The sequence below is a fragment of the Sphingobium sp. EP60837 genome, assembly GCF_001658005.1.
Taxonomy (GTDB): Bacteria; Pseudomonadota; Alphaproteobacteria; order Sphingomonadales; family Sphingomonadaceae; genus Sphingobium; species Sphingobium tyrosinilyticum.
Genome location: NZ_CP015986.1, coordinates 1,546,023 through 1,559,952, shown reverse-complemented (window position 1 = coordinate 1,559,952; position 13,930 = coordinate 1,546,023). Strand labels below are relative to the sequence as shown.

Genomic DNA, 13,930 nt, shown 5'->3' with positions numbered 1-13,930 from the left:
TTATTCGGCGGGCACAACCGCCGCAGTGGCGCGGCCACGGCCTGTGACCCAAGCGAAGAAGCGCGGCACGGGGCCGTTGCGCTCCATCCATTGGCTATAGGCGCGATATTTTGGATCGGTGGACAGGTGAGCCTCCTCCGTCTTTGCGCGCCAATAATAGACGGCGTTGGTTACCGCCAGCATGGCGCAGTTGCGCACCATGTCGGTGAGGCTGCCCGAAACGGTAAGGAAAGGCAGCGCTGAGAACCACCAGAAGAGATTTTTGGAAAGGTAAGCCGGGTGGCGGGTCCAGCGATAGGGGCCGTGCGTCAATATGCCGCGATGGGTGAGGTTGGAAAAGCGAATGCCGAACACCACCGTAGCCCAGGCATAAAGGGCCGTCAGCAGCACCAGCCAGCCGCCGAGCAGCCATTGCAACGCGCTATGACCTTGTGTCCAAACATCCCATTCGGCGCCGCCCGCATGATAGTCGAGCGGGCCGCCGCCTCCCATCAGCACGAAGGGCGGGTAGCAGATCAGCGCCGCGAGCCAGCCGGCCAGTGACGGATTGGCCGAGCGGATGTGCGAATCGAGCGGTTTCATCGTCAGCAGATAGCCAACCGTCGCCATGCAGACGTCGATCATGAACATGACGGCGATGAGGAAGGCGGCGAGGTTGACCGGATTGGCGAGGGCATGATCCAGCCGCCAATCGACGACGCTGGCGAAATTGCCCGGCACGATCGAGAGCATGAAGGCGAGGAAGAAGCCCTTTACCGCCCAGGCGCGGGCATGATTGGCGACCTGACTCATATCGGGCTTGCCCGCCGCGCCGCCGATCACCCATTGGCCGAAGGCATAGGTGGCGTCCTTTGGCTCCGTCAGTCGCCGGTCGAGCCAGGCTACATAAGGTAGCGAGAAGGCGAGCAGCCAGGGCGCTGCACCCATGAACAGGTCCATGGAATAGCGATAATTGCCGCTCCAATACCAGCGGGCGAGGCAGTAGAAGATCGCGATGGCGAGCCATGTCGCCCAAAGACCGGCGATCTTGACCAAGCTGATGTCGAGAATGGCGCGCCAGCTGCGCGGCGGTGCCTGCCAGTCTATGTTGGTGGAGGCGTTGCGGTGAACCTTGTCCACCAGCAGCGACCACAGCACCATCGGCAGGCCGCAGGCGATCACCGCCGTAAAGCCTGCATTGGGTCCGTTCATGCCGAAATGCCGGGCGACGAGCGCCCATAGGCCAAGCCCCGCCAAGCCGGCGAGGCCGACGCCATGGCTGACGGCGGAGCGGGGGCAGGGATCGGCCGAAGCGGTCATGCGGCGCTTATGCCGGGAAATGGTAAGCAAGCGGTGAACCCTGCTCATGCGCCGCCCAGCACGTTGATGGTGAAGGCCAATATGCCGAGGTTGAACAGGAAGGCGGCGAGGCATTGCGCCGTGACCACCCGGCGCATGGGGCTGGCGGTGATGGACACATCCGAAGTCTGGAAGGTCATGCCCAAGGTGAAGGCGAAATAGAGGAAGTCACTATAATCCGGTTCTTCCGTGCCGGGAAATTCCAGCCCCCGCCGATCCTTGCCAGCGCCATCGGCCAGGTAGAAGATATGGGCGTAATGCATGGCATAGACGAAATTGGAAAACAGCCAGGCGAGGGCCAATGTGGCGAGCAGCAGGGCGATGATCGCCGAGTCCGGCCCGCCGTGCTGGCCGACCGCCGCGCCTACCGCCACAAGCACCACCAGCGAGACGATGCCGGTCAGGAGCAGCATCAGGCGGCGATTGGCGTCGTTCACCTGCGCGGTCCGGCGCATGTCGTCGGGATCGGCATGGACGAGCGGAAGGGCTGCGATCAGGAAGGCCAGCGCCGCGCAATCGAACCCGGCCATGACGGCTTCGTGCCAGGGCATCAGCCAGGCCAGCGGCAAGGCGGATAGGAGCAGCACCAGGAACATGCCGTACCGCCAGGGAAAGACCGGCGATCGGGAAGAGCTGCGCTGCATATCGCGCAACAAGCCGCAAAAGCAGCGCGAAGGCAAGCGGCGTCAGAGTATCGCGGCGACCAGGCCGAGATCGGCAGCCTCATTCGCTTCCAGATACCAGTTTTCCGGCGCGCGCTGCAGCACCTCTTCCAGCGAGATGGTGGAGCCGAGGACCAGGTTGGAAAAGCCTTCATTCTGGATCGCAATCGACGATTCAATCTCGTTGAGTGCAGCCTTCAACGGCGCGATGCAGGTGGAGAGCGGGCCCTGCAGGTGAATGTCGCGAGTGATGATCCGTTCATGGATCATGACGCGCGTGCCGCGGGTCAGATAGCGGTTCTCCCGCGCGAAAAAGCCCATGAAGGTCACGCCTGCCGAATAGACGGCGGTCTTGCCGAGGAATACGAGGCGCTGCGCTGGCCTGATTTCCGAATGAAAGCGGACATCCTCCCCCATCATCCGCGCAATTTCCGGGTCGCCGCCCAAGGTGGAGATTTCGATGACGACCAGCCCGTCCCCCGGCGCGCTCGCCAGGCCGTCCTTGAAGTGCAGATACATGGATTGATCGACCGGGCCGGACAGGCGGATGGCCGGGCAGGCGAAGTCCTGGGGAGAAAGCAGCGGCGCTGGCATGGGCGTGGCAAGTCCTTTGTCTTCAACGGATCGCGCTGCATTACGCCCGGCGCGGCAAATGGTGCCGCAGCGTGAACGCTTTTGACTGGCGCGCGGCCCAAGACGCTGTAAAGAACAGATCATGACCAAAGGGTGCGGGGCATGATCGCTAAGCTCAAGGGGCGGCTGGACAGCACGGGGCTGGACCACGCCATCATCGATGTGGGGGGCGTGGGCTATCTGGTCGGCGCGTCGTCACGGACCTTGGCGGCGCTGGGGCCGGTGGGCGAAGCGGTCACGGTGCATACTGAAATGCTGGTGTCGGACGATTCGATCCGGCTGGTCGGCTTTGCGCGCGGGGAGGAGCGAGACTGGTTCCGGCTGCTGACCGGGGTGCAGGGCGTGGGATCGCGCGTGGCGCTGGCGATCTTGTCGGCGCTGGAGCCAGCGGAGCTGCATCGAGCGGTCGCGACCGGCGACAAGGCGATGGTCGCGCGAGCCAATGGCGTGGGCCCCAAACTGGCGCTGCGGATCGTCAACGAACTAAAGGACAAGATCGGCGCGGCGCCGGGAGCAGGCGCGGTGCTGGGCGGAGGCATCGGCCTGGTCGCCGCTCAAGGATTTGGCGCAGACGCAATTTCTGCGCTCCAGAATCTCGGATTCAAACCGGCCGAGGCAAGCAGTGCCGTGGCGTTGGCGGAAGAGGAACTGGGCGAAGGCGCCACACTGGATGCGCTGGTGCGGCTTGCGCTGCGGAAGGCCGCGAAGTGAGGGGGGTCGGCATAGAGGCAGCCACGGGGGCAGGCGCGCATGAGTGAGGATCGGCTGGTCGCCTCCACCCGCCGTGTGGAGGATGTGGATGCGGCGCTGCGCCCGAAATCGCTGACGGAATTTATCGGCCAGCAAGCGGCGCGCGAGAATTTGCGCGTGTTTATCGAGGCGGCGAGGCAGCGCGGCGACGCGCTGGACCATGTGCTGTTCTTCGGCCCGCCTGGCCTTGGCAAGACGACGCTGGCGCAGATTGTCGCCAAGGAAATGGGCGTTGGGTTCCGCGCCACATCGGGCCCGGTGATCGCCAAGTCGGGCGATCTCGCGGCGCTGCTCACTAATCTGGACGAGGGCGATGTGCTGTTCGTGGACGAGATCCACAGGCTCAATCCGGCGGTCGAGGAAGTGCTCTATCCAGCGATGGAGGACCGTGCGCTGGACCTGATGATCGGCGAGGGGCCTTCGGCGCGATCGGTGCGGATCGACCTGCCGCGCTTCACGCTGGTGGGCGCGACGACGCGGCAAGGATTGCTGACGACGCCGCTGCGTGACCGCTTCGGCATTCCAGTGCGGTTGCAATTCTATACGGTCGAGGAACTGGAACTGGTGGTGCGGCGCGCGGCGCGGCTGCTGGACCTGGGCATTACATCGGACGGCGCGATCGAGATCGCGCGGCGGTCGCGGGGAACGCCCCGCATTGCCGGGCGGTTGCTGCGACGGGTACGCGACTTCGCCAATGTTGCAGGCGTTGAGGCCGTGGACGCCAAAGCGGCGGATGCGGCGCTGAGCCGGTTGGAGGTGGATCAGCTGGGCCTCGACCTGATGGACCGGCGCTACCTGATGATGATCGCCGATATTTATCGCGGCGGGCCGGTTGGGGTGGAAACGCTGGCGGCTGGCCTGTCCGAACCGCGCGACACGATCGAGGAAGTGATCGAACCCTATTTGATCCAGCTTGGCCTGATCGCCCGCACCGCGCGCGGGCGCTGCCTCAACGGGCCGGGATGGAAGCATCTGGGGCTTAATCCCCCCACCGGGCTGCAGGACGGGCTATTCGATTGAAAATGCGTGACCGTTACGGCTCGGCGCGGCTATAGCGGCGACGGAGCGGATGCGCGCAGGTGACGCGCTGATATTCAGGAGTTGCGCGGCTTGCGGGCGATCGAACGATATCCCAATCTGGTAACGATGTTCTTCGCCCGCGCGAGGGAGATGGGCGACCTGCCATTTCTGTGGCGCAAGGCGGCTGGCGGCTGGCGATCGCTGAGCTGGACCGAGGTGGCGCAGCAGGTCGCGAGCCTTGCCGCAGCGCTCAAGGCGCAAGGTCTGAAGCCGGGCGATCCGGTGATGCTGGTGAGCGAGAACCGGCCTGAATTCTGTATCGCGGACCTTGCCATCATGGCGGCGGGATGCGTCACCGTTCCCACTTACACTACCAACACGACGCGCGATCATCAGCATATCTTGACCGACAGTGGCGCGCGGGCGGTGATCGTATCGACGGCCAAGCTGGCCCAGGCGCTGATGCCCGCCGTGCTGCGGTCGCAGGCGAGCTTCGTCGTGGGCATGGAGCCGTTGAGAGGGGCACAGGGCCATGTGTCCTGCCATGTGTGGACTGACCTGATAGCCTCCCACATCGCCGATCCGGACGCCTGCGCGGCCGAGCAGACGGCGGGACGCGAGGACCTGGCCTGCATCATTTATACCAGCGGCACGGGCGGCGCGCCGCGCGGGGTGATGCAGCATCATGGCGCGATCCTGTGCAATATCGAGGGCGCGGGACGCCTGGTATCGGAGGATTTCGGCTGGGATGACGAGGTTTTCCTGTCCTTCCTGCCGCTGTCCCACGCCTATGAACATAGCGGCGGGCAATTCCTGCCGATCATGCTGGCGGCGCAAATCTATTATGCCGAAGGGCTGGAAAAGCTCGCCAGCAATATCGAGGAAGCGCGACCGACGATCATGGTGGTGGTGCCGCGCCTATTTGAGGTGCTGCGCGCCCGCATCATCAAGTCGATCGAGAAGCAGGGGAAATTCCCCGTCTGGTTGCTGTCCCAGGCGCTGCGGATCGCGGCGAAGGAGCAAAGGGGCGGCAAGTCGGTCGCCGACCTGCCGATGAAGCTGCTGCTCGACCGGACATTGAGGCCCAAGATCGCGAAACGCTTCGGCGGGCGGATGAAGGCGCTGGTGTCGGGCGGCGCGCCGCTCAATCCCGATGTTGGGTTGTTCTTCGATGCGATGGGGCTGACCCTGCTGCAGGGCTATGGCCAGACCGAGGCGGGGCCGGTGGTCAGCTGCAACCGGCCGCGTACGGGCATCGCGATGGATACGGTCGGCCCACCGCTGAATGGCGTTGAGGTGAAGATCGCCGAGGATGGCGAGATATTGGTGCGCGGCGAACTGGTGATGCAGGGCTATTGGCGCAACGCGGCGGAGACTGAGAAGGCGCTGAAGGATGGCTGGCTGCATACCGGCGACATCGGCGAGATCGACGGCAAGGGGCGTATCCGCATCACTGATCGCAAGAAGGACCTGATCGTCAATGACAAGGGCGACAATGTGTCCCCGCAAAAGGTCGAGGGCATGTTGACGCTGCAGCCTGAGATTGGCCAGGCGATGGTTTATGGCGACCGGCGTCCGCATCTGGTCGGGCTGCTCGTGCCGGACCCCGAATGGACGCGCGAATGGGCGGCGACGCAGGGCCGTGGCGTTGAGGGGATCGAGGCGGACGCAGCCTATCAGGCGGCGCTGCGCGCGGCGGTCGATCGGGTCAATGACGACCTGTCGGTCACCGAAAGGGTACGGCGCATCATCCTGGCGGACGAGCCTTTCACCATCGAAAATGGCGAGATGACGCCGTCGATGAAGATCCGCCGCCATGTCATCCGGGCGCGCTATCAGGAACGGCTGGACGCGCTGTATAAGGGCTGACCGTCAGCGGCCCGGCGTACGGTAGGGGGTGAAAGACCCCAGCGCGCAGCCTCCGGTGATCGATCCTGTCACAAGATCCGCGCTCCGCGCCATGTCGCCGCGGCAATATTGCGTGCCGTAGGTCTTGACAATGAGCGTGTCGCCGCGCGCCAGTCCGGTGCAGGCGCCGATCAGGTCGTTGCGATAGATCAACCGTCCGCTGACCCTGTAGAGCAGCACACTGTCGCTGATCGCCGTCAGACTGGCGGCGGAGTTGCGATTGACGCAGCTGACCGGTTCACCCGCCACCTTGCCCTGAAGCGCCGTTTCGAGCCGAGCGGCCTGCCTTTCGGTTAGGCGCGAAGGCTCGTTCCCGCCCGCGCAGGCGGCCAATATCAGCGGCGCCAAATATATGCATTTCCGCATGGCACTTCTCCAGCTTTTCTCCTTTTAAGGAGACGGTGGAGTAACGCCGGAACCGTCAGGCCGTATCCTTGGCAGTGCGGCGCCGCGCGAGTTCCGCGACATCGCCAGCCCGCATGAAGATATTGGTAGCCCGCTCCTGTCCTATGGTGGTCGGCACGGTGGCTTCGCCCCGAGCGCGCGCGGCATCCACTTCCTTCATCCGGGCGGCCAGGGCCTGATTGTCAGGCTCAACCGTAAGGGCGAAGCGACCGTTACCCTGCGTATATTCGTGTGCGCAATAGACGGTCGTCTCGTCCGGGAGCGCTGCGAACCGCGCCATATTGGCGAACATCTGCTCCGCCGTCCCTTCGAACAGCCGGCCGCAGCCCATGGCGAAGAGCGTGTCGCCGACGAAGATGATCCGGTCGTCCGCAAGATGATAGGCGATGTGCCCCGCAGTGTGAGCCGGCACCTCCATGACGGTCGCCACATGACCGCCAATGCGGACCTGATCCTCCTCCCCCACCTGCCGGTCAAGCGTGCCGATCTTCCCCGCTTCCGCAGCGGGTCCGGTGATCCGGCAGCCCGTCGCTGCCTTGATCGCCGCGTTGCCGCCGACATGATCGCCATGCCAATGGGTGTTCCATATCTGACCGATCGTCCAGCCCCGCTCGGCTGCTGCGACCAGCACCGGGTCAGCGACGGCGGGATCGACGGCAACGGTCTCGCCGCTGGCGTCGTCATGCAGCAGCCAGACATAATTGTCGGAGAGGACGGGGACGCGAACGACCTGCAGCATGGCGCTCACCAATGACCGCTAGTTGGCATGGAGGCCCACGGCTCGGCGGGTTCGAGATAACCATCCTGCAGCAGCTCGATCGAAATATTGTCCGGCGTGCGGACAAAAGCCATGTGGCCGTCGCGCGGGGGGCGGTTGATCGTGACGCCTGCGTCCATCAGCCGCTGGCAGACGTCGTAGATATTATCGACCCGGTAGGCGAGATGTCCGAAATTGCGCCCTTCGCCATAGGTTTCGCCTGCGCTGCCATCTTCCGGGGGCCAATTATAGGTAAGTTCGACCTGCGCCTCCTCATCTCCCGGCGCGGCGAGGAAAACGAGCGTGTAGCGGCCCTGCTCACTGTCGAAGCGTTTTTGCTCCTGAAGGCCGAGCAGGTTGAAGAAGGCGACCGTGCGGTCGATGTCGGTTACACGGATCATCGTGTGCAGATATTTGGTCAAGGGTCGCTCCGTTCGTCGCCATAAAGCAACGGTTCATCTCGGGTAAGGCAGGAATGTTCCCAAGATAGGGCGGCGCGGGCTGGGATGAAAGAGGAGAGGCAGATGGGGCTGGAGTATCGCGACAAGGTGCTACTGGGCTGTGCCGGATTGCTGGCGCTTGGGCTCATGAGCGGCGGCTATTTGCTGGGCGACGGGCTGAAGCGGGCGAAGGCAGCGGATCGCTCCGTCACCGTTCGGGGATTGGCCGAACGCAATGTGACGGCCGACCTCGCGACCTGGTCGATCAGCTATGCAGCGACGGGCTTCGACCTGCCTGCGGTGCGGGCGGAGATCGACAATAATACCAAGGAGTTGAAAGCCTATTTCACGAGCCTCGGCTTCAAGCCCGAGGCGCTGACGCCGACCGGCGCAGGGGTCAATCAATACATCAACAATGGCGTGAACACGATCACCATCACGCAACGCATGTTGCTGCGCACGACCGACATCGCACGCGCACAGCGGGCCGTGGCGCAGCAGTTCGATCTGGTTCGGCGCGGCGTGACGCTGCAGGAAGGGTCGGGCATGCGGTATAGCTTCACCAAGCTTAATGACGTCAAACCGCCGATGGTTGCGGCCGCGACCAAGGACGCGCGAGCGGCGGCTGAACAGTTCGCACGCGACAGCGGGGCGAGTGTCGGCGGGATCAAGAGTGCTACGCAGGGCTATTTCTCGATCGACCCGCGCGACGGCGAGGCCGATGGGTCGAGCGACACGCCCTACAAAAAGGTGCGGGTGGTCACGACGGTCGATTTCTACCTGAACTGACCGCCATCACCTCGGCGGCGGGGTTGCGGCAGGCAGGCGGGTGAGATTGTCGGCAGCCGCCTTCCCCGCAGAGGACTGGGGCGCCAGCTTCACGGCGCGCTGCCAGGCCGAACGGGCGATATCGGCATGATCGGTGAGGACGGCGATATTGCCCTCCTCCAGCGCGACGGATGCGTCATCGGGCGACAACTGCACCGCGCGCGCGATGTGCGCCTGGGCAAGCTTCAATTCTCCCGATCGGCGGGCCAGCGTGGCGGACAAGAGCCAGGCAAGCGGGTCCTGCGGCGCTTGCGTCAGCGCGACATCAAGGGATTCGCGAGCGGCCTTGGCGTCGCCGAGGGCGACCAAGGCGCGGGCGCGATCAAGATGGGTCTCGCCCTTTTCAATGCCATCGGGCAGACCTCGCGCCAGCGCCGCGTCGAAGCCGCTGCGCGCCTTCGCCGGGTCGCCAGCCGCCAGGGCGGCGTTACCGGCCTGTGCCCAAAGGCGTGCGCTCTGGGCCATCTCCCCGCCCCGTTCGGCTTCATCCGCAGCCTGTTCGAAGGCGACGATAGCGGGCGCCCACCGCTCGGCACGGGCATAGGCGAAGCCCATGCAATGGCGGGCGTAGAAGCCGCCCCCCTCCAGCCGCCATTTTTGCGCGAAAGCGATGCCCTGGTCGGGAGATTCCAGCGCTTGGTCAAGGCACGCCTGAAACGGCTTGGCGAATTTTTCCGGGACAGGAATACGGCCGTCCGCGGCGGCAGGCTGCGCGGATGGCGGAGTGGAGGGCGCGACGGGCGCGGCTCTCGCCCTTTTCGGGCGGTTCAGGACTGCTTCCGTTTCCGGATCGTAGGCTTGCGGGGTCAGGAGGAGGAGCGAGAGGAAGAAAGGCATCAGAGCGTGTCCAAAAGGCTGCCGAGCGTGCCGATCAGCAGCGCAATATCCCCGTCGCGAGACAGGCGGTGGTCGCCGTCCTTAATCAGCAGTGTCTGCACATCATATGAACGCAGCCGCTGGGCCAGCCGCAGCGCGGTCTGCCAGGGGACGTCGCGATCCTCCTGCCCCTGAAGCAGGCGCACGGGGCAGTCGATCGCAATCTCGCCGCCGAGCAGGCGCAGCGATTGGCCGGACTGCCAGAAGGCGAGCGTCGTCACCAAAGGATCGTCGCCATAGGGCGTGGGCTCCAGGAGCCGTCCCTCCGTCGCAAGCAGCGCCTTGTCCGCGTCGCTGAAGCCCCATTCCGTGAAATCCGGCGCAGCGGCGATGCCGACGACCCCCGCCACGCGATCGGGCCTGGCGCGCGCAATCAGCAAGGCAAGCCAGCCGCCCATGGACGATCCGACAAGCAGCAAGGGCCCTTGCGTCAGCGCATCTATCAGCAGCAGCGCGTCGTCGCGCCAACTGGCGAGCGTGCCATCTTCGAACCGGCCCTCGCTGGCGCCGTTGCCTGCATAGTCGAGGCGCAGCATGGCCCGGCCGGTCTTCGCCGCCCAGGCATCGATAGCCACCGCCTTCCCACCTTCCATGTCGGACATATATCCGGGCAGAAAGACGATCGTCGGCCCCGCGCCCGCGCGGTGGCGATAGGCGAGCCGGACGCCATCGGGACGGGCGAACAGCGCGGGCGGCGCGGCTTGGAAAGGGGCCATGGCTTTTCTCCATTGGAAGAAGGATGCGTCCTGCTTCGCGCCAATAGAAGCTGGTTCGCAGAAAACCAGAAAGGAAGCAAAATAATGGTATGGGCGAGATTGACAGGGTGAAGGGCAAAGGCTAATCGCGCCGTCCTACCCCGTGCCCAGATGGCGGAATTGGTAGACGCACCAGCTTCAGGTGCTGGCGATCGCAAGGTCGTGGAGGTTCGAGTCCTCTTCTGGGCACCATTTGTTCTTCCGGCGAAATCCGCAGAGCTCGAAAAAACCGCTGAATTCAGCGGTTTTTTTATATCTCGTGTGCGCTGGTTTCCGCTCGTGAATTTGAGAATTCGGGGTACCTGAGGGTATCTTCGCGGGTATCGGCCGGCATGGCCACAGGAGATACCCTCCTGGCACTTTCATCCCTTGCGCTCAAAAAGCGAAGCCTCGCGAGAAGCCCTACACGCTCGCAGAGGGGCACGGACTCTATCTTCTGATTACTCCTCAAGGGGGGGCGCTACTGGCGCATGAATTACCGTTTCGAGGGCAAGGCCAAGACAATGGCGATGGGAGTGTTCCCATTGATCACCCTAGCGGTAGCGCGAGAGAAACGAGAAGCAACCCGCAAGCTGCTGGCGGCCGGCTCGGACCCGACAGCAACGCGCAAGGAGGCTGAGGCGCGCGAACCGTTTGAAGCAACCACCGGTTTTCGTACGGTGGCCGAAGAGTGGCTGGCAAAACGAGAGCGCGAGACGGTTGAGAAGCGTCTGTGGCAGGGTGTTTCGCTACGCAATCGCCACCGGGCGGGTAGAGCATGACCTATCGGCCAAGCTGCGAGATGCGCTGACTACCCCTAAGGGCAAGCATTTGGCCGCCATCACCAACAGTCAGCAGGTCGGACCGCTCATGCGGGCGATCGAGGCCTTTGACGGCCATGCGGTCCCACGGGCAGCTCTGCGACTTGCGCCTCATGTTTTCGTCCGCCCCGGCGAGCTACGTCACGCCGAATGGGCCAAGATCGATTTCGACAAGGCGTTGTGGTGCATCCCGGCGGAAAAGATGAAAAATGCGCCGACCCCATCGCGTACCGTTGTCGAGGCAGTCGCTGGCAATCCTTGCTTCCATTCAGAAGGTCACTGGGGCAGGGAAGTTTGTATTTCCCGGCTTCCAGTCTATGAAGCGCCCGATGTCCGAGAACGCTTTGAACGGAGCGCTGCGTAGACTGGGCCACTCTGGCGACGAGATGACAAGTCACAGCTTTCGAGCCAGGGCGAGCACCCTGCTCAACGAATGGGTAAATGGCATCCGGACGCTGTTGAACGCCGATTAGCACATGCTGAAGCCGACGCGGTTCGGCGGGCCTATGCCCCGGGGAGAGTATTGCGAAGAACGTGTAGCGATGATGCAAGCATGGTCCGATTATCTCGATGACCTAGCCCGCAACCCACGTACTTAAGCCTGAAGAGCATAGCCGTACAAAGTTGATGGTTGATGGTTGCCGATGCTGTTGAGAGGGTTGGCTGGCACTGGAGCAGACGGGAATGTGACGCCCAAGGCGATATCGCACTTAACCTCTGAAGATGAGTGACCAGCCGGTACCGTCCGCTGCGCACCTCACCGTCATGATTTGAAGCATCAGCAAGCCCGGTCCTAACGGAAAATCAGCTCTATTGACGGGGCGCGACGTCGCATTTAGCGGCGCAGGCGCAGACCACTTGAAGAGTAGGTCCGAAATGCAATTTGAACGTGAAGGCCTGGCCGCGTGTGGCGATTGGCCGTTGCAAAAGGACGGGACTATGCTGCTACCGGGCCTGGCCGCGGGAATGTTGATGATGGGTGCGCAGGCGGCGAGGCTGGATGCACCGGCACCCGAACTTTCGCCACTGGTGGATGTGGCAAGCGCCAGAGCCGCTTTGGGTATAGCCGTAGCTCCTCCTTCGGCGAACGGCGCGGACGACCAGATCCATGACATCGTCGTGACCGGCGCAGAACGGGCTCCGCCTGGAGACCCGTTTGAAAATCTTAATGCGAAAAGCTTCGAGGCGGTTCAGTCCGTGGACAGAGCAGTGGTCGAGCCAGTGGCGAAAGCCTATAATAAGGGCCTGCCCAAGCCAGTCCGCAAAAGCTTTCGCAACTTCTTCGCCAACTTGCAGGAACCGGTGGTCTTCGCGGCTTATATGCTGCAGCTGAAGCCCGGCAAGGCAATGGAAACAGCCGGGCGCTTCACCATCAACTCGACGCTAGGCGTCGCTGGGCTGTTCGACATGGCAAAGCGCAAGCCCTTTTTCCTGCGCTATCGTCCCAACGGTCTGGCCAATGTGCTGGGCTATTATGGCGTTGGACCAGGTCCCTACATGTATCTGCCGATCGTTGGACCGACTACTTTGCGGGATATCATCGGCGACACCGTGGACAAGATGGCAGTGCCTTTCCTGATCGGAAAGCCATTCACTAAACCAGCCTATGTCATTCCGGCGACGATCCTCAACCAGCTTGGCGAGCGTGCCGCCTTTGACGACACCGTCCAGCAGATCCGCAAGGAAGATGATCCCTATGCTGCCTATCGCGACTTGTATCTGGAGCAGCGCAAGGCTGAGATCGAGGCGCTCCATGGACGCACCAGCGGTGATGTGTCACCGGTTTACGGGCGACGGATGGGAGAAGATGACGCAGCCCGGCAGTAGCCGTCAAAGGCTTCATTCCCGAGGCTGATCGAATTTCGGCACCGAGGTGCAGGTAGTCAGTTCGTACACTGCTCAGGACCGGATGAAACGCCAATGCACAGCGTCGCTCTCAGCCGGGTCGAACCGATATTCGTCACTGTCGAAGCCGCGCATGGCCTCAACGTCGGTTATGTGGTGTTCACACATCCACCGCGCCATCATGCCCCGCGCCTTCTTCGCATTGAAGCTCACGAAACGAGGCCCGTTGGCACCCGGCTCGCGAAAATCAACGTGGATCACGCGCAGGCCCTCGAGCCTGCCTTCGACAGCCGCGAAATATTCTTGGCTGGCCAGATTGAGCACGACACCCGATCCCTCTTCCGCGACCTGCGCCCGCAGCAGCGCGGCAATTCGATCGCCCCACCAGTCGGTCAGCTTTCTGTGGCGGGGCGCCCACCGGGTTCCCATTTCCAGACGATAGGGTCGAATGACGTCAAGAGGCCGGAGTAACCCATACAGCCCCGATAGCATCCGCACATGATCCTGTGCAAAAGCGACGCCGGCCTCGTCGAGCGTGTCAACCTCGAAGCCGGTATATACGTCACCGGCAAAAGCATAGAGCGCCTGCCTTTGCGGTAAATCGGAGAAATCACGAAAGCGGTCGGCATTGAGTTTCGCGAGGCGCGGCGAAATATGCATCAGCTCTGCAAGCCGCTTCTGCGACAGATTTGCCGCCGAACGGGCGAGGCTGCACGCCTCCTCCGCAAAATGCGGCGCAGTAACCGTCAGGGGCGGCAACGCACGCTCGAAGTCGAGCGTCTTCGCTGGAGATAGCAGAACGATCATAGCTTCGGCGGTAGCTGCGGCTCCACCGGGGGTCAAACCATCGATCTTGTTTCCCGACACAGAACATATACCGGTGGCGAGCAAATGGCCCAAATGGGACCGTCGG

The 13,930-nt window shown here is 63.3% G+C and carries 17 protein-coding genes and 1 tRNA gene; 9 read left to right on the top strand and 9 right to left on the bottom strand.

Features of this window, described 5'->3' with window-relative positions; translation table 11 throughout:
* Genes EP837_RS07620 through EP837_RS07610 form a run of 3 tightly spaced genes read right to left on the bottom strand, consistent with a single transcriptional unit; the run spans position 1 to position 2,594 of the window.
* A complete protein-coding gene (locus EP837_RS07620; protein ID WP_066526044.1) occupies positions 1-1,299 on the bottom strand; it encodes a methyltransferase family protein in 1,299 nt (432 codons plus the stop codon).
* 44 nt (positions 1,300-1,343) lie between these two features.
* Complete coding sequence (locus tag EP837_RS07615; protein ID WP_066526042.1) at positions 1,344-1,982, bottom strand: DUF1345 domain-containing protein; 639 nt, start codon at positions 1,980-1,982, stop codon at positions 1,344-1,346.
* A gap of 42 nt (positions 1,983-2,024) precedes the next feature.
* Positions 2,025-2,594, bottom strand: coding sequence for a peptidase S14 (locus EP837_RS07610; RefSeq protein ID WP_066526041.1), 570 nt, complete (start codon positions 2,592-2,594; stop codon positions 2,025-2,027).
* Between the two features lie 141 nt (positions 2,595-2,735).
* Here EP837_RS07610 and ruvA point away from each other — a divergent pair, with 141 nt between their 5' ends.
* The 3 genes from ruvA (at position 2,736) to EP837_RS07595 (ending at position 6,272) form a co-directional block, all read left to right on the top strand.
* Entirely contained in the window at positions 2,736-3,344 is a 609-nt protein-coding gene (gene ruvA, locus EP837_RS07605; protein ID WP_066526038.1) for a Holliday junction branch migration protein RuvA, read from the top strand.
* A gap of 39 nt (positions 3,345-3,383) precedes the next feature.
* Positions 3,384-4,403, top strand: a complete 1,020-nt coding sequence (gene ruvB, locus EP837_RS07600) for a Holliday junction branch migration DNA helicase RuvB (protein ID WP_066526035.1) — start codon at positions 3,384-3,386, stop codon at positions 4,401-4,403.
* A 126-nt stretch (positions 4,404-4,529) separates the two neighbouring features.
* Entirely contained in the window at positions 4,530-6,272 is a 1,743-nt protein-coding gene (locus tag EP837_RS07595; protein ID WP_066528951.1) for an AMP-dependent synthetase/ligase, read from the top strand.
* 3 nt (positions 6,273-6,275) lie between these two features.
* Here the strand turns inward: EP837_RS07595 and EP837_RS07590 are convergent, their stop codons facing one another.
* From EP837_RS07590 to EP837_RS07580, 3 genes are read right to left on the bottom strand one after another with little or no spacing between them, the layout of a single operon-like run.
* Positions 6,276-6,677, bottom strand: coding sequence for a hypothetical protein (locus EP837_RS07590; RefSeq protein ID WP_066526033.1), 402 nt, complete (start codon positions 6,675-6,677; stop codon positions 6,276-6,278).
* Between the two features lie 55 nt (positions 6,678-6,732).
* Positions 6,733-7,455 carry a hydroxyacylglutathione hydrolase gene (gene gloB, locus EP837_RS07585; RefSeq protein WP_066526031.1) on the bottom strand — a complete coding sequence of 241 codons (723 nt, stop codon included), beginning with the start codon at positions 7,453-7,455 and terminating at the stop codon, positions 6,733-6,735.
* Positions 7,456-7,460: 5 nt separating this feature from the next.
* The gene (locus EP837_RS07580) at positions 7,461-7,895 is read right to left on the bottom strand and encodes a VOC family protein (protein ID WP_066526029.1); all 435 of its coding nucleotides are present in this window, start codon (positions 7,893-7,895) and stop codon (positions 7,461-7,463) included.
* Between the two features lie 102 nt (positions 7,896-7,997).
* On the opposite strand from EP837_RS07580, the gene EP837_RS07575 reads away from it, so the two are divergent.
* Positions 7,998-8,702, top strand: a complete 705-nt coding sequence (locus EP837_RS07575; protein WP_066528946.1) for an SIMPL domain-containing protein — start codon at positions 7,998-8,000, stop codon at positions 8,700-8,702.
* Positions 8,703-8,708: 6 nt separating this feature from the next.
* On the opposite strand, the gene EP837_RS07570 is transcribed toward EP837_RS07575, so the two are convergent.
* Both EP837_RS07570 and EP837_RS07565 read right to left on the bottom strand, forming a co-directional pair.
* On the bottom strand, positions 8,709-9,578 hold the full coding sequence (locus EP837_RS07570; protein WP_066526028.1) for a tetratricopeptide repeat protein: 870 nt from the start codon (positions 9,576-9,578) through the stop codon (positions 8,709-8,711).
* On the bottom strand, positions 9,578-10,333 hold the full coding sequence (locus EP837_RS07565) for an alpha/beta fold hydrolase (protein WP_066526026.1): 756 nt from the start codon (positions 10,331-10,333) through the stop codon (positions 9,578-9,580). The genes EP837_RS07570 and EP837_RS07565 overlap by 1 nt, the downstream gene beginning before the upstream one ends.
* Positions 10,334-10,477: 144 nt before the next feature.
* Between EP837_RS07565 and EP837_RS07560 the strand changes: the two genes are divergently transcribed.
* From EP837_RS07560 to EP837_RS07550, 5 genes are all read left to right on the top strand, one after another.
* A tRNA-Leu gene (locus tag EP837_RS07560) sits at positions 10,478-10,564 on the top strand.
* A 278-nt stretch (positions 10,565-10,842) separates the two neighbouring features.
* On the top strand, positions 10,843-11,133 hold the full coding sequence (locus EP837_RS21935; protein ID WP_335675538.1) for an Arm DNA-binding domain-containing protein: 291 nt from the start codon (positions 10,843-10,845) through the stop codon (positions 11,131-11,133).
* A complete protein-coding gene (locus tag EP837_RS21930) occupies positions 11,093-11,536 on the top strand; it encodes a tyrosine-type recombinase/integrase (protein ID WP_335676092.1) in 444 nt (147 codons plus the stop codon). Before EP837_RS21935 ends, EP837_RS21930 begins: the two co-directional genes overlap by 41 nt.
* Positions 11,439-11,645, top strand: a complete 207-nt coding sequence (locus EP837_RS21925; RefSeq protein WP_335676074.1) for a hypothetical protein — start codon at positions 11,439-11,441, stop codon at positions 11,643-11,645. The genes EP837_RS21930 and EP837_RS21925 overlap by 98 nt, the downstream gene beginning before the upstream one ends.
* A gap of 466 nt (positions 11,646-12,111) precedes the next feature.
* Complete coding sequence (locus EP837_RS07550) at positions 12,112-12,999, top strand: MlaA family lipoprotein (RefSeq protein ID WP_066528941.1); 888 nt, start codon at positions 12,112-12,114, stop codon at positions 12,997-12,999.
* Between the two features lie 72 nt (positions 13,000-13,071).
* Here EP837_RS07550 and yaaA read toward each other — a convergent pair whose 3' ends face one another.
* Positions 13,072-13,824: a peroxide stress protein YaaA gene (gene yaaA, locus EP837_RS07545; protein ID WP_066526022.1), complete on the bottom strand. Its 753-nt coding sequence runs from the start codon at positions 13,822-13,824 to the stop codon at positions 13,072-13,074.
* Positions 13,825-13,930 lie beyond the last annotated feature (106 nt).

Coding starts and splice junctions, on each gene's coding strand:
- EP837_RS07620 (WP_066526044.1), bottom strand. CDS start 1,299: ATGACCGCTTCGGCCGATCCCTGCCCCCGCTCCGCCGTCAGCCATGGC.
- EP837_RS07615 (WP_066526042.1), bottom strand. CDS start 1,982: ATGCAGCGCAGCTCTTCCCGATCGCCGGTCTTTCCCTGGCGGTACGGC.
- EP837_RS07610 (WP_066526041.1), bottom strand. CDS start 2,594: ATGCCAGCGCCGCTGCTTTCTCCCCAGGACTTCGCCTGCCCGGCCATC.
- ruvA (WP_066526038.1), top strand. CDS start 2,736: ATGATCGCTAAGCTCAAGGGGCGGCTGGACAGCACGGGGCTGGACCAC.
- ruvB (WP_066526035.1), top strand. CDS start 3,384: ATGAGTGAGGATCGGCTGGTCGCCTCCACCCGCCGTGTGGAGGATGTG.
- EP837_RS07595 (WP_066528951.1), top strand. CDS start 4,530: ATGTTCTTCGCCCGCGCGAGGGAGATGGGCGACCTGCCATTTCTGTGG.
- EP837_RS07590 (WP_066526033.1), bottom strand. CDS start 6,677: ATGCGGAAATGCATATATTTGGCGCCGCTGATATTGGCCGCCTGCGCG.
- gloB (WP_066526031.1), bottom strand. CDS start 7,455: ATGCTGCAGGTCGTTCGCGTCCCCGTCCTCTCCGACAATTATGTCTGG.
- EP837_RS07575 (WP_066528946.1), top strand. CDS start 7,998: ATGGGGCTGGAGTATCGCGACAAGGTGCTACTGGGCTGTGCCGGATTG.
- EP837_RS07570 (WP_066526028.1), bottom strand. CDS start 9,578: ATGCCTTTCTTCCTCTCGCTCCTCCTCCTGACCCCGCAAGCCTACGAT.
- EP837_RS07565 (WP_066526026.1), bottom strand. CDS start 10,333: ATGGCCCCTTTCCAAGCCGCGCCGCCCGCGCTGTTCGCCCGTCCCGAT.
- EP837_RS21935 (WP_335675538.1), top strand. CDS start 10,843: ATGAATTACCGTTTCGAGGGCAAGGCCAAGACAATGGCGATGGGAGTG.
- EP837_RS07550 (WP_066528941.1), top strand. CDS start 12,112: ATGCTGCTACCGGGCCTGGCCGCGGGAATGTTGATGATGGGTGCGCAG.
- yaaA (WP_066526022.1), bottom strand. CDS start 13,824: ATGATCGTTCTGCTATCTCCAGCGAAGACGCTCGACTTCGAGCGTGCG.